Consider the following 13495-nt stretch of genomic DNA (forward strand, 5'->3'; position numbering starts at 1 on the left):
CGGTATCGCAACGTGCATCGATGTGGAGGTGATGTGAGAGGTCTCACTTCTTGGAGTGGATGACCGCCTCCATCACGTCCTTCGCGATCGGCGCGGCCAGGCCGCCGCCGGAGATGTCGCCACGGTTGGCGTTCTCGTCCTCGACGACCACGGCCACGGCGACCGGCGAGCTGTTGTCGGGGAGCTTGGCGTAGGAGATGAACCACGCGTAGGGGTTGGCGCTGTTCGCCACGCCGTGCTGCGCGGTACCGGTCTTGCCGCCGACGACGGCTCCCGCGATCTGCGCCTTGGTGCCCGTGCCCTCCTTGACGACCGTCTCCATCATCGACTGCAGGATCTGGGCGTTCTCCGGCGACAGCGGCCGGCTCAGCTCCTCCGGCTGGGTCTTGGCGACCGGGTCGACATTGGAGGACTGCAGCTCGTCCACCATGTACGGCTTCATGAGCTTGCCGTCGTTCGCGACCGCCGAGGCGACCATGGCCATCTGCAGCGGGGTGGCGGCGGTGTTGAACTGGCCGATGGAGGACAGAGCCGTCTGGGACGTGTTCATGTCGTCCGAGAAGACCGACGCGTTGGAGCGGACCGGTGTGAACTGCTCGGAGTCGAAGCCGAACTTCTTGGCCTCCGCCAGCATCTTGTCGTTGCCGAGGTCGGCGCCGATCTTGCCGAAGACGGTGTTGCAGGACACCTTCAGCGCGACCCGCATGCTCGCGTCCTTGCAGGGGATGGGCCCCTCGTTCTTCAGCTGGGTCGAGGTGCCGGGCATGACCCAGGGCAGCGGCGACTTCGTGTGCTGGTCGGCCGTGCTGTACAGGCCGTTCTCCAGCGCGGCCGCCGCGGTGACCACCTTGAAGGTGGAGCCCGGCGGGTAGGTCTCGCGCAGCGCACGGTTCAGCATCGGGTCGGCGGGGTTGTTCTTCTTCTGCAGCTTGTTCCAGGCCTTGCCGTCGGCGCTGGTGTTGCCCGCGAAGGACGAGGGGTCGTACGACGGGTACGACGCCAGGGCCAGGATCTTGCCGGTCGACGGCTCCAGGGCGACGACCGCGCCCTTGCCGCCCTGCCGCTTCAGCCCCTCGTACGCCGCCTTCTGCGCGGCGCCGTTCAGGGTGGAGACCACGTTGCCGCCCATCTGCGGCTTGCCGGTGATCATGTCCAGGGTCTTGCGGAAGAACAGCCGGTCGTCGTTGCCGGTGAGGATGCCGTCCTCGACCTTCTCGAGGAGGCTGCCGTCGAAGGCCTGGGAGGAGTAGCCGGTGACCGGGGCCCACATGGGCCCGTTCTTGTACGTGCGCTTGTACTTGAAGTCGCCGTGCTCGGTCTTGACGGAGTCGGTTATCGGGTTGCCGTCGACGATGATGTCGCCCCGGGGGTTCGCGAACCGCTCGATGGTCACGCGGCGGTTGTGCGGATCCGTGCGCAGCTTGTCGGCCTGGGCGTACTGGAGCCAGTTGTCACGGATCAGCAGCGCCAGGACGAGGAGTCCGCAGAAGATCGCGATGCGGCGCAGGGGCTTGTTCATGACGGGCGGACCACCTGGGTCATCTCGGCGTCGGGGTTGCTGGCGGGCGTGGGTGCCGGGCGGCGGGCCGTGTCGCTGATCCGGATCAGGATGCCGATCAGCGCCCAGTTGGCCAGCACGGAGGAGCCGCCGTACGCGACGAAGGGCATCGTCATACCGGTCAGCGGGATGAGGCCCATCACGCCTCCGGCCACCACGAAGACCTGGAGCGCGAAGGCGCCGGACAGGCCGATGGCGAGCAGCTTGCCGAACGGGTCGCGGGCGGCGAGGGCGGTGCGCACGCCGCGTTCCACGATCAGGCCGTAGATCAGCAGGATCGCCATGACGCCGGCCAGGCCCAGCTCCTCGCCGAAGGTGGCGAGGATGAAGTCGGAGTTGGCGGCGAACTTGATCAGGTCGGAGTGGCCCTGGCCCCATCCGGTGCCCATGGTGCCGCCGGAGCCGAAGGCCCACAGGGCCTGCATGGCCTGCTCGGAGTGGAGCGTGCCGTCCTGGACGCCGGCCTGGCTGAGCTTGTACTCGCGCATGGGGTCGAGCCAGGCGTGCACACGCGTCTGGATGTGGGACTCGAAGCTCGCCACGCCCACGGCGCCGACCGCGGACATCAGCAGACCGAAGACGATCCAGCTGGTCCGCTCGGTGGCGACGTACAGCATGATGACGAACATCCCGAAGAACAGCAGCGAGGTGCCGAGGTCCGTCTCGAAGACCAGGATGAGGATCGACATCGCCCAGACGACCAGGATGGGGCCGAGGTCGCGGCCGCGCGGCAGGTAAAGGCCCATGAAGCGGCGGCTGGCCAGGGCCAGGGCGTCCCGCTTCACCATCAGGTAGCCGGCGAAGAAGACGGCTAGGACGATCTTCGCGAACTCGCCGGGCTGCAGCGAGCCGAGGCCGGGGACCCGGATCCAGATCTTGGCGCCGTAGATGTCGGCGCCGAGGCCCGGTACCAGGGGCAGGATGAGCAGGACCAGCGCGCCGAACATGGAGATGTAGGTGTAGCGCTGCAGGACGCGGTGGTCCTTGAGGAAGAACAGCACGGCGACGAACATGGCGATGCCCAGCGCCGTGTACAGCAGCTGGCGGGGCGCGGCCGTGACGAAGTTGGGCAGCGACTGGAGCAGCTTGGACTGGTCCAGCCGCCAGATGCACACCAGGCCGAGGCCGTTGAGCAGGGTCGCCAGCGGCAGCAGCAGCGGATCGGCGTACGGGGCGAACTTCCGGACGCCGAGGTGCGCCACGCCGGCCAGCAGACCGAGGCCGAGGCCGTAGCTCAACAGTCCCGTGGGGACCTCGCCGCTGAGGGCCAGGCCCACGTTGGCGTAGGCGAACACCGGGATGACCACGGCGAACACCAGCAGGGCCAGCTCGGTGTTGCGGCGGCTCGGTGCGCCGATGGCGCCGATCGTGGACGTGTGGTGCGTCGGCGAATTGGAAGTGCTGCTCATCGTGTGACGGGGCCTCTCACGGCTGGCTTACTGCTTGCCGCACTGATCGACGACCTTCTGCTCATCCTCGGAGAGGCTCGGGCCGGGATTGGGAGTGGCGGTCGTGGACGGTTTCGGGGACTTCGAGGGCGAGGTCGGGGACTTCGACGACGCCGACGGGTTGGGCGTCGGCGAAGCCTTGGACGTGAGGGAGGTACGGGTGGTTCCCGCGGTGCCTCCGGTCCCGCCCTTCTCCGTCTTTGCGTTCTTCTCGCTCTCGGCGGTCGTGCGTTCCGCCTGCTTCCTGCAGGCGGAGGCCTGCACGGACAGCGCCTCGATCTTCGCCTGGGCCTGGTCCAGGCCGCCCGCCGCGATCGTGTTCTTGACCTGCTTGCGCTGGTAGGGGGGCAGGTACTTGAGTTCGATCTCGGGGTGGTCCTTCTCCACCTTCGACAGCGAGACCCACGCCAGGTCCTGGCTGATCCCGCGGTACAGCGCGACGTGCTCGTCCTTGGTGCCGACGTAGTACTGCGTCTGCGTCCAGCGGTAACCGCCGTACAGGCCGCCGCCGACGACGGCGAGGGCGAGGGCGCCGTAGAGGGATCTCTTCAGCCACCTGCGCCGGGGCGGCTTGCCGAGGTCGCCGTCGGCGTAGTCGTCGAACGAGCCGGCGGGGACGTAGCCGGTGGTGTCACCGGACCCGGGCGGTCCGAACTCGCCGCCGCCGTGGCCCTGGCGGCCCAGGTGGGAGGCGCGGCCGGCCGGGGTCTGCATGATGCCGTTGTCGTGCAGGTGGTGCTGGTTCTCGGCCACGGCGCCGACCACGACCGGCTGGTCGGACAGCTGACCGGCGAGGGTGTCACCGGTGTCCAGGTCGAGGACGTCGGCGATGATGACGGTGATGTTGTCGGGGCCGCCGCCGCGCAGCGCGAGCTGGATCAGCTCCTGCACGGTCTCCTGCGGGCCCTGGTAGCTGGCGAGGGTCTCCTCCATGGTCTGGTGGGAGACGACGCCGGACAGGCCGTCGGAGCAGATCAGGTAGCGGTCGCCGGCCCGGACCTCGCGGATCGACAGGTCGGGTTCGACGTGGTCGCCGCTGCCGAGGGCGCGCATCAGCAGGGAGCGCTGCGGGTGGGTGGTGGCCTCTTCCTCGGTGATCCGGCCCTCGTCCACGAGCCGCTGCACCCAGGTGTGGTCCTGGGTGATCTGGGTGAGCACGCCGTCCCGGAGCAGGTACGCGCGCGAGTCGCCGACGTGTACGAGGCCGAGCCGCTGACCGGTCCACAGCAGGGCGGTGAGGGTCGTCCCCATGCCCTCCAGCTGGGGGTCCTCCTCGACCATGGCGCGCAGCTGGTCGTTGGCGCGCTGCACGGCCGTGCCGAGGGAGGTGAGGAGGTCGGAGCCGGGCACGTCGTCGTCGAGCGTGACCAGGGTGGAGATCACCTCGGAGGAGGCGACCTCGCCGGCCGCCTGGCCGCCCATGCCGTCGGCGATCGCGAGCAGGCGGGGACCGGCGTAACCGGAGTCCTCGTTGCCCTCCCGGATCATGCCCTTGTGCGATCCGGCGGCGAAGCGCAGTGACAGACTCATGCGCACCTCGCCCATCGGCTCCGAATGCAGCCGGTCGTGTCGAGCCACACTGCCCACCCTCCGGTCGGGAGCGCGCCGGAGACCGGGTGGCGGCCTGCCGCTGCGTGCTCGCTCCACTCGCGCTCACTCATGATGTAGCACTACTTCCGCAGCTCGATGACGGTCTTGCCGATGCGGATCGGCGCGCCCAGCGAAATCGGCGTGGGAGTCGTCAGCCGGGACCGGTCCAGGTAGGTGCCATTGGTGGAGCCGAGGTCCTCGACGATCCACTGGCCGTCGCGGTCCGGGTAGATCCTGGCATGGCGGCTGGAGGCGTAGTCGTCGTCCAGCACGATCGTGGAGTCGTGCGCCCGGCCCAGCGTGATCGTCTGGCCCTGCAGGGCCACGGTGGTGCCGGTCAGGGTGCCCTCGGTCACGACCAGCTTGGTGGGGGCGTTGCGGCGCTGCCGGCCGCCGCCCTGCTGCCCGCGCTGCTGCGGGGGCGCGGCCTGCTGCCGGGCCGCCTGCTGCCGGCCCGACTGCTGCTGCTGCTGGCGCCCGGCCTCCCTGCGGGACCCGCGCTGGGTGACGCGCGTACCGAACAGGTCGCTCCGGATGACCTGCACGGCCACGATCACGAACAGCCACAGTACGGCCAGGAAACCCAGCCGCATGACCGTGAGGGTCAGCTCTGACATTGCCCCCGCTTCACCCTTCGGCTTGCCGGTAAATGATGGTGGTGCTGCCCACGACGATCCGCGAGCCGTCGCGGAGCGTAGCGCGGGTGGTGTGCTGCCCGTCCACCACGATGCCGTTGGTGGATCCGAGATCCTGGATCGTCGAGGGCGTGCCGGTCCGGATCTCGCAGTGCCGGCGGGAGACGCCGGGGTCGTCGATCCGCACGTCGGCCTCGGTGCTGCGGCCCAGCACCAGGGTCGGGCGGGAGATCTGGTGGCGGGTGCCGTTGATCTCGATCCAGTAGCGGGTGCGCCCGCCGCTCATGGGCGGGGCCGCGGGCCGCTGGGTGGCGGGCTGCGGGTAGCCGTAGCCGCCGGGCCGGGCGCCGGGCGGGGGCGCGGCCGGCATGGGGGGCGCGCCCGAGGGGGCGGCCGGCGGGTAGCCGTAGCCGCCGGGGGCGCCCTGTCCCGGGCGGCCGGCGTGCGGGCCCGCGGGAGGAGCCTGCGGCGCCTGCTGGCTGCTGGAGGAGGCGAGGGTGCGCGAGCGCACCCGGTACAGCCCGGTGTCGAGGTCGTCCGCCTTCTCCAGGTTGACCTTGATCGGGCCCATGAAGGTGTAGCGCTGCTGCTTGGCGTAGTCGCGCACCATCCCGGCCAGCTCGTCGCCGAGCTGCCCGGAGTAGGGGCTGAGGCGCTCGTGGTCCGGCGCGCTCAGCTCCACGATGAAGTCGTTCGGGACGACCGTGCGGTCCCGGTTCCAGATGGTGGCGTTGTTGTCGCACTCCCGCTGGAGCGCGCCGGCGATCTCCACGGGCTGGACCTCGGACTTGAAGACCTTGGCGAAGGTGCCGTTCACCAGACCTTCGAGACGCTGCTCGAACTTCTTCAGGACTCCCATGGGGCACCTCCTCCGTCCCTGCCGTTGCCTTGACCTGCTGTGTGTCGCTGCCTTGCCGGGTACTGCCGGTACTGCTCACTGATCGTATCTACGCGCCCGGCAATCAGCCGGTTCCCCCAGCGGCTCCCCTTCGAACTCCTCCCCGGAACTCGTCGCGGGACTCCTCCCGGGACGTCCTTCCGGCATGGATCGTAGAGGCGGGCGAAGACCAGTGTCCCGCACCCGGCTGTGCACCCGGTGCGCCTGCCGGGTAGACGACGGGGACCGGTACGAGGTTGATACGTGAACAGGCACCCGCTGATACGTGCGGGCCGCCCGGGGCGGTGGTGATCAACGGATGTGAATCCACCCCGTACGGCGTGCTAATGTTCTGGGTGTCGGAAGGGGCCAGCCCGAGAGGGCCGGAACCGGAGGACACACCCAATGCGCGGGTGGCGGAATAGGCAGACGCGCTGGATTCAGGTTCCAGTGCCCGCAAGGGCGTGGGGGTTCAACTCCCCCCTCGCGCACAGAGAAACCGTAGAGACGGGTCTCTGCCGGTGACGGAAGTCACGGCAGGGGCCCGTTTCTCGTCGTGTCCGGTTCTGTGAGGGATCGCACAGGCCGGGCGTGGGCGCGGGCGGCCGTGCCGGTGAGCTATCTCACGGACGCGGTCCACGGTTGCCGGACAAGTGATGCCGTGCCGTTACCCGCGGGAGAACGCGAGGGAGCGGAACGCGTCGCGGACGTGGGTGAGGGGCTCGCGGCCCCTGGTGAAGTAGTCCCTGTTGGTCAGCAGCACCGCCCAGCGGCCGTGCCCGGGGGAGAGCCACACCCCTGTGCCCGTGCGGCCGTAGTGCGCCCAGACGCCGTCGGCCGCCGGGTCGGTGCCCGGCGCCGGGTGCCAGAACAGCCCGCGGGCGGGTGCGAGGTCCCCGGTCTGGATCCGGAGCGACTGCTCGACCCAGGCGGGGCCGAGGCCGGTCGGCCCGTCCTCCCGCGCCGGCCGCAGCACGTGGCGCAGGAAGGCCGCGAGGTCGGGCAGGACGGTGAACACTCCGGCGATGCCGCAGACCCCGAGCAGGCGCGCCGAGGAGTCGTGGGCGGTGCCCCGCAGACGGGCCCCCGTGACGTCGTCGCGTCCGGTCGGCGCGCAGCGGGCGGCCGCGTCGGCGGACAGGGGGCCGTAGCGGGTGCGTGTCATGCCGAGGGGTTGCCACGCGCCGGTCGCCGCGAGGACGTCCAGGGTCTGCCCGGACAGGTGTTCGGCGAGGTAGCCGAGGACCAGTGCGGCGCGGTCGGTGTGCTCCACGGCCTCACCGGGCGAGCGGAGCGTCGCCTCGTGCAGGACGCCGTCCCTGATGTCCTGGGGGTCGGTGCCGTACAGGTGCGCGAGGTTGGTCCGCGACGGGACGCCGGCGGTGTGGGTGAGCAGGTGGCGCGCGGTCACCCGGCCCAGGGGGCGGCCGCTCACCTCGGACCAGAAGGCCCCCAGCTGTTCGTCCAGGTGCAGCTTGCCGTCCTCGACGAGGGATCCGATGGCGGGCCACACGGCGAGGATCTTGGTGAGGCCGGCCACGTCGAAGACGGTGTCGTGCCGCATCGGTTCGCCGGGCCGGTCGGGCTCCATGAGGCCCGGGGTGCCGATGACCATGTTGGTGCGGTCGCCGACGGCCCAGACGGCGCCGGGATAGACCTTGGCCCGGACACCTTCGTCGACGAGTTGGCGGATGCGGTCGATGTCGAGGTCGAGGGCCATGGTCTCCCGATCTGTCCTGGCCGTTGCTGTCCCGTCGCTCAGCGTAGTCAGAGGAGGTGTGAGGGCCCGGCTGCGCCACGGGCGGTCCGGGGGGACTCTTGGGGAGGGACCGGCGGGTGCCTTCGCGTCCGCGGGGGTGGGCGGCGGGGTGGCCGGGTTCCTTCGCGTCCGCGCGGGTGGGCGGCGGAGTGGTCGGGGTGCTTTCGCGTCCGCGGGGGCCGGGGGCGGGATGGCCGGGGTCCTTTCGCGTTCGCGGGGGTGGGCGGCGGGGCGGTCACCTGACCGGATGTCCGCCCGGACGCCGTTGCGGCCGACCGGCTGGGGTCACGCCGCCAACCGGCGGGTATCGCGCGCCGCCCGCCCACGGGCCCGGGCGGCGGGGGTATGCATCGAACGGCGGCCATGCGACGAGCGGAGCGCACGTGATCCGGGTACTGGTGGTCGACGACGAGGCCCTCGTCCGGACGGGTTTCACGCACATTCTCCAGACGGCGGGCGACATCGAGGTCGTCGCGGCGGTGCACGGTGGCCAGGCCGTGCGCACGGTGCGGGAGCTGCAGCCCGACGTCGTCCTGCTCGACATCCGGATGCCGGACGTGGACGGCCTCACGATCCTCGCCGAGCTGCGCCGCATGCCACGGGCGCCGGTGGTCGCCATGCTCACGACGTTCGACACCGACGAGTACGTGGCGACCGCCCTGCGCTCGGGCGCCGCCGGATTCCTGCTCAAGGACACCGACCCCGAACAGCTCCCCCACCTCGTACGCACCCTGGCCGAGGGAGGGACGGTGCTGTCGTCCAAGGTCACTCGCCTGGTGGTGGACGGCTACCTCGACAGCAGCGTCCGTGAGCTCGCCGCCGTCCGTCTCACGGCCCGGCTGACCGAGCGGGAGCGTGCCGTGCTCGTCCTCATGGCGGAGGGGCTCGCCAATCCCGACATCGGCGAACGGCTGCACCTGAGCACGGGCACCGTCAAGGGCCATGTCACCAGCGTCCTGGGCAAACTGCGGGTGAGCAGCCGCGTCCAGGCGGCGCTGATCGCCGAGCGTGCGGGCCTGCTCGGTCCGTCGCAGGAAGAGGGAGCCCGGTGAGCCCCCGGCGGCCGCCGGCCGCGCTGCTGGACACCGCCCTCGTCGTGTTCGCGCTGGCGGACGCGTGGACCCACGTCGGCGTCACGGACCCACCGGCCGCCGTCTGCGCGATGTCCGGCGCGCTCGCCCTGGTGCTGCGCCGCCGGCTGCCACTGACGACCTTCGTGCTCACGCTGCCCTCGGCTCTGGTCACGGACGCGGTGGTCGCACCCATGGCCGCGCTGTACACGCTGTCCTCGCTCAACCGGAACCGCCTGCTGCTGGCCGGCTGCGCCCTCATCTACGCGATCGTCGACTTCATGCCCTGGCCGTGGTCGTCCCTGGACGCCACCGAGCTGTCCCAGACCAACAACCTGTTCCACCTCAGCTACACCCTGGCCACCGCCGCCGCCCCCGTCTTCCTCGGCCAGCTCGTCCAGGCCCGGCGCGAGCTGTCCCTGCGGCTGGCCGACATCTCCGAGGCCCGCGAGCACGAACGGCTGCTGACCGCCCAGAGCGTGCTGGCGAAGGAGCGCGCCCAGCTCGCCCGGGAGATGCACGACGTGGTCTCCCACCAGGTCAGCCTCATCGCCGTGCAGGCCGGCGCGCTCCAGGTGGGCAGCCGGGACGCCGAGACCCGCCAGGCCGCGGCCACGATCCGGCGCCTGAGCGTGCAGACCCTGGAGGAGCTGCGGCACATGGTCGGCGTGCTGCGGGCCTCCGGCAGCCGGCCCACGGAACTCACCCCGCAGCCATCGCTCGCCGACCTGGAGCACCTCGTCGAGGCCAGCGGGATCGAGGCCAAGCTGGAGACCGACCTGTCCGAGGAGCTTCCGCCCACGGTCCAGCGCGCCGTCTACCGCACCGTCCAGGAAGCGCTGACCAACGTCCGCAAGCACGCCCCCGGCGCCACCGCTACCGTCCGCATCAGCCACCGGGACGGTGCCCTGCGCGCCACCGTCACCAACACCGCCCCCACCCGGCGCGCGTTCAGCCTGCCGAGCGCCCACCACGGTTTGGCCGGCCTGGCCCAGCGCGCCGAACTGCTGGGCGGCACCGTCACCTCCGGGCCCACGGCCCAGGGTGGCTACGAGCTGCGCCTGAGACTGCCGGTCGAGCGCAACCGGTGAACGCCTTCGGCCCGGGGCGGGCGTGATCGACGAACGCCGAGCGCGGCCCTGCCGGGCCCGTTTGCCCGACCGGGTGATTGTTCACGGCGCCGGCCGGGTGGCGGGGGCGCTCCGGCCGGTCGGCGGGACGGTTCCGGACACCTGGCGGATGTCGCGGCGGGGGCGCTGCCGCCGACCCTGGAGCTCAGGAGTCACGCCGTGGCGTCGGCCCTCTCGTCCGCCGCCCCTGTTCGCCCTGCCGGAGGTCGGTCCCATGACGATCCACCTGACGTTTCTGAGCGCGCCCGGCGGTGACGCCACCCTGGATCCGCGCCTCGTCGACGCTCCCGCGAGCGAGCCCGGCCTGCGGACGGCGGGCGCCGTGGGGGCGGCGCTCCGGCCCCACGAGCGGGCCGTCCGGGCGCCCTCGGCCCGCTGCTCCCGGACCGCCGACGCCATCGGCCTGGTGGCCGCGCCCGAGCCGGCCCTGCGCGATCTCGACCCGGGCACGTGGCGCGGTCGCAGCATCGCCGACGTGGCCGCGGCCGACCCCGACGGGTTCACCGCCTGGCTCACCGATCCGGACGCCGCGCCCCACGGGGGAGAGTCCGTGCGCGGGCTCTGCCGCCGGACGGCGGACTGGCTGGGCAGCCTGGCGCCCGGCACCGGCCACGTGGTGGCGGTCACCGAGGCGTCCGTCGTCCGGGCCGCGCTCGTCCATGCCCTGGCCGTACCCGCGCGAGCGTTCTGGCACCTCGCCGTGCCGCCCCTGTCCCCGGTCACCCTCACCCGGCAGGGCGACTGCTGGGACGTCCGGCTCGGCAGCGTCGCCCCGACGGTGATCGGTCCGCGCCGGCCCGAATGGGCGGCGGGGAGCGACCGGGTTCTCTTCCGGGGACGGTCCTCGACGGTCGTCAGCGGGCCCTGAAAGCGTCTCGCCACGGTGGTCCTGGGCGCCTGCCACAGGGTGCTCGCAGCCTGGGGGCCACCGCTGCCGGTGCCGAGTCGTCCACAGGGCCTGACGTGTTTCGGCCACCGGCTGTACGGTCTGCACGAGTTGATGTGCGAGCTGATCTGCGGACAGGCAGCAGCCGGGTGTGGGGGAGGCGGTCGCGGTGACCGAAACCGGTGTGGGAGCGGATAGGGGAGTGGCCGGGGCGGCCGGGCGCCGGCTGCCCCGGGTGCGGGGGTTCGCCGCCTGGCCCGCGGAGAGCACCGCGAAGCAGGAGGGCAAGGCGCTGCGGCAGAGCGTGTCGCGCGGTGCGCACCGTCTGCTCGACCCGGACGCCGGCCGTCCCGGCGCGGTGAGCGCGGTCGAGGAGTCCAACGCCGGCCGCATCCCGGAGCTGACGCCGATCCGGGTGGGCCGGATGGCGGCCACCCCCTTCGCCTTCCTGCGCGGCTCGGCCGGGCTGATGGCCCACGACCTGGCCCGCACCCCCGTGACGGGGATAGGCACCCAGATCTGCGGCGACGCGCACGCGGCCAACTTCGGTCTCTACGGCGACGCCCGCGGTGACCTGGTCATCGACCTCAACGACTTCGACGAGACCGTGCACGGTCCCTGGGAGTGGGACCTCAAGCGGCTCGCGGCCTCCCTGGTGCTCGCCGGGCGCGAGGCGGGCGCCGACGAGGACACCTGCCGTGCGGCGGCGCGGGACGCGGCCGGTGCCTACCGGCGCACCATGCGCCTGCTCGCCAAGCTGCCCGTGCTGGACGCGTGGAACGCCATCGCCGACGAGGAGCTGGTTTCCCACACCGACGCCCACGACCTGCTCGGCACGCTGCAACGGGTCTCGGAGAAGGCGCGGGCGAACACCAGCGGCCGGTTCGCCGCGAAGTCGACCGAGGCGGTGGCCGACGGCGGGCGCCGGTTCGTGGACGCGCCGCCGGTGCTCCGCAGGATCCCGGACGCCGAGGCCGCCGCGGTCGCCGCCTCGCTGGAGCCGTACGTCCACACCCTCAGCGAGGACCGGCACCCCCTGCTCGCCCGGCACGCGGTGCACGACGTGGCCTTCCGGGTGGTCGGCACCGGCAGCGTCGGCACCCGGTCCTACGTCGTGCTGCTCCTCGACCACCGTGAGCAGCCGCTGGTGCTCCAGGTGAAGGAGGCCCGCCCGTCCGCGCTGGTCCCGCACCTGGTGACGGCCGGCTTCGCCACGCCGGACACGGAGCACGAGGGACGCCGGGTGGTCCTCGGGCAGAAGCGGATGCAGGTGGTCAGCGACATCCTGCTGGGCTGGACCACGGTCGACGGGCGCCCCTTCCAGGTGCGCCAGTTCCGCAACCGCAAGGGCAGCGTCGACCCGGCCGCCCTCGCCGCCGACCAGGTCGACGACTACGGCCGCATGACCGGCGCCCTGCTGGCCCGCGCCCACTCCCACAGCGCGGACCCGCGGCTGATCGCCGGGTACTGCGGCAAGAACGAGGAGCTGGACGAGGCGATGGCGGACTTCGCCGTCGCCTACGCCGACCGCACCGAGGCCGACCACGTGGAGCTGGTCGCGGGCATACGCGCGGGACGGATTGCGGCCGAGCCGGGGGTGTGACCCGCTTGGACGAAGAGCGCCGGGGGCACGGTGGTGCCGTGGCCCCGGCGCCGCACGGGCCGGGGCACCGCACCGGACCCTCGGCATCCGGTGCGGGCCGGGCGCAGCGCTACGCTGGGCGGGTGACGACCCCGGAAGCCGATGAGTCCCAGGCACCGCGTCCCGAGGAGCGGCTCGAGCGGGCCGTCCGGGCCGCCGAGCAGGCGTTGATCGAGTACGAGATCGCGGTGGAGACCTTCCGCGTCGAAGTCGAGAACTTCTCCCGGCTCCACGAGCAGCGACTCGGTCCGCTCTACGCCCGCATCGAGGAACTGGACGCCGAGATCGCCGAGGCGAAGGCCGCCCGCACCGGCGATCCCGAGGACATCCGGCTGGCCGGAGAGGCCCGGGGCCGGGTCCTGCCGATCCCCGGCGTCGAGGAACTGCTGCACGGCTGGATGGACGGCGACGGCCTGTTCCCGGAGGCCACCGCCATGCTCACCGACCAGGCCGTACGGCCGCCGCAGCGGGTGCGGCCCAGCGAGGAGGCCCGCAAGCTCTACCGCGAGCTGGCCCGCAAGGCCCACCCCGACCTGGCACAGGAGGAAGAGGAGCGGCAGCGGCGCGAGGACTTCATCACCCGGGTCAACGCCGCCTACGCCCGCGGCGACGAGGTGCTGCTCAGGGAGCTGGCCGAGGAGTGGGCGGCCGGCCCGGTGCCTCCCGAGCGCCGTCCGAGCCCCGCCGACGAGCTGTACGCCCGCCTCGAATGGCTCTCCCAGCGCAAGGAACTGCTCACTCTCATCGCCCGTGAGCTGGAGGACGGCGCCATCGCCGGGATGCTCCGCCTCGCCCCCGACGATCCCGACGGACTGCTCGAGGAGATCGCCGCCCGGCTGCGGTCCGACATCGCCCAGCGGGAGACGAGGCTGGCCGACCTGCTCGCCCAGGGCTGAACGG

The 13495-nt window shown here is 72.0% G+C and carries 11 protein-coding genes and 1 tRNA gene; 6 read left to right on the top strand and 6 right to left on the bottom strand.

Annotated features, from left to right (window positions below):
* Positions 1 to 43: 43 nt before the first annotated feature.
* The 5 genes from IE177_RS16580 to IE177_RS16600 all read right to left on the bottom strand — a co-directional run bounded on the left by IE177_RS16580 (position 44) and on the right by IE177_RS16600 (position 6090).
* A complete protein-coding gene (locus IE177_RS16580) occupies positions 44 to 1519 on the bottom strand; it encodes a peptidoglycan D,D-transpeptidase FtsI family protein (RefSeq protein WP_190016104.1) in 1476 nt (491 codons plus the stop codon).
* Entirely contained in the window at positions 1516 to 2967 is a 1452-nt protein-coding gene (locus IE177_RS16585) for an FtsW/RodA/SpoVE family cell cycle protein (protein WP_190016105.1), read from the bottom strand. The genes IE177_RS16580 and IE177_RS16585 overlap by 4 nt, the downstream gene beginning before the upstream one ends.
* A 27-nt stretch (positions 2968 to 2994) precedes the next feature.
* A complete protein-coding gene (locus tag IE177_RS16590; RefSeq protein WP_190016227.1) occupies positions 2995 to 4536 on the bottom strand; it encodes a Stp1/IreP family PP2C-type Ser/Thr phosphatase in 1542 nt (513 codons plus the stop codon).
* 140 nt (positions 4537 to 4676) lie between these two features.
* Positions 4677 to 5213, bottom strand: a complete 537-nt coding sequence (locus IE177_RS16595; protein WP_190016106.1) for an FHA domain-containing protein FhaB/FipA — start codon at positions 5211 to 5213, stop codon at positions 4677 to 4679.
* A 10-nt stretch (positions 5214 to 5223) separates the two neighbouring features.
* Positions 5224 to 6090 carry an FHA domain-containing protein gene (locus IE177_RS16600; RefSeq protein WP_190016107.1) on the bottom strand — a complete coding sequence of 289 codons (867 nt, stop codon included), beginning with the start codon at positions 6088 to 6090 and terminating at the stop codon, positions 5224 to 5226.
* Between the two features lie 425 nt (positions 6091 to 6515).
* Here IE177_RS16600 and IE177_RS16605 point away from each other — a divergent pair.
* A tRNA-Leu gene (locus tag IE177_RS16605) sits at positions 6516 to 6599 on the top strand.
* Between the two features lie 176 nt (positions 6600 to 6775).
* Here the strand turns inward: IE177_RS16605 and IE177_RS16610 are convergent.
* Positions 6776 to 7828, bottom strand: a complete 1053-nt coding sequence (locus IE177_RS16610; protein WP_190016108.1) for a serine hydrolase domain-containing protein — start codon at positions 7826 to 7828, stop codon at positions 6776 to 6778.
* 422 nt (positions 7829 to 8250) lie between these two features.
* Here IE177_RS16610 and IE177_RS16615 point away from each other — a divergent pair, with 422 nt between their 5' ends.
* The 5 genes from IE177_RS16615 (at position 8251) to IE177_RS16635 (ending at position 13491) form a co-directional block, all read left to right on the top strand.
* Complete coding sequence (locus tag IE177_RS16615; protein ID WP_190016109.1) at positions 8251 to 8919, top strand: response regulator; 669 nt, start codon at positions 8251 to 8253, stop codon at positions 8917 to 8919.
* Positions 8916 to 10028 (top strand): sensor histidine kinase, encoded by a 1113-nt coding sequence (locus tag IE177_RS16620; protein WP_190016110.1) that lies wholly within the window; start codon positions 8916 to 8918, stop codon positions 10026 to 10028. The genes IE177_RS16615 and IE177_RS16620 overlap by 4 nt, the downstream gene beginning before the upstream one ends.
* Positions 10029 to 10281: 253 nt before the next feature.
* Positions 10282 to 10935, top strand: a complete 654-nt coding sequence (locus tag IE177_RS16625; protein ID WP_190016111.1) for a histidine phosphatase family protein — start codon at positions 10282 to 10284, stop codon at positions 10933 to 10935.
* 187 nt (positions 10936 to 11122) lie between these two features.
* Positions 11123 to 12556, top strand: a complete 1434-nt coding sequence (locus IE177_RS16630; RefSeq protein ID WP_190016112.1) for a DUF2252 domain-containing protein — start codon at positions 11123 to 11125, stop codon at positions 12554 to 12556.
* 122 nt (positions 12557 to 12678) lie between these two features.
* The gene (locus IE177_RS16635; RefSeq protein WP_190016113.1) at positions 12679 to 13491 is read left to right on the top strand and encodes a hypothetical protein; all 813 of its coding nucleotides are present in this window, start codon (positions 12679 to 12681) and stop codon (positions 13489 to 13491) included.
* Positions 13492 to 13495 lie beyond the last annotated feature (4 nt).

It is taken from the genome of Streptomyces lucensis JCM 4490 (assembly GCF_014650035.1).
In the GTDB taxonomy this organism is placed as follows: domain Bacteria; phylum Actinomycetota; class Actinomycetes; order Streptomycetales; family Streptomycetaceae; genus Streptomyces; species Streptomyces lucensis.

Bases quoted from the DNA above. Each gene is read 5' to 3' on its own strand.
- IE177_RS16625 (WP_190016111.1), top strand. From the start codon at position 10,282: ATGACGATCCACCTGACGTTTCTGAGCGCGCCCGGCGGTGACGCCACC.
- IE177_RS16585 (WP_190016105.1), bottom strand. From the start codon at position 2,967: ATGAGCAGCACTTCCAATTCGCCGACGCACCACACGTCCACGATCGGC.
- IE177_RS16580 (WP_190016104.1), bottom strand. From the start codon at position 1,519: ATGAACAAGCCCCTGCGCCGCATCGCGATCTTCTGCGGACTCCTCGTC.
- IE177_RS16610 (WP_190016108.1), bottom strand. From the start codon at position 7,828: ATGGCCCTCGACCTCGACATCGACCGCATCCGCCAACTCGTCGACGAA.
- IE177_RS16595 (WP_190016106.1), bottom strand. From the start codon at position 5,213: ATGTCAGAGCTGACCCTCACGGTCATGCGGCTGGGTTTCCTGGCCGTA.
- IE177_RS16600 (WP_190016107.1), bottom strand. From the start codon at position 6,090: ATGGGAGTCCTGAAGAAGTTCGAGCAGCGTCTCGAAGGTCTGGTGAAC.
- IE177_RS16590 (WP_190016227.1), bottom strand. From the start codon at position 4,536: ATGAGTCTGTCACTGCGCTTCGCCGCCGGATCGCACAAGGGCATGATC.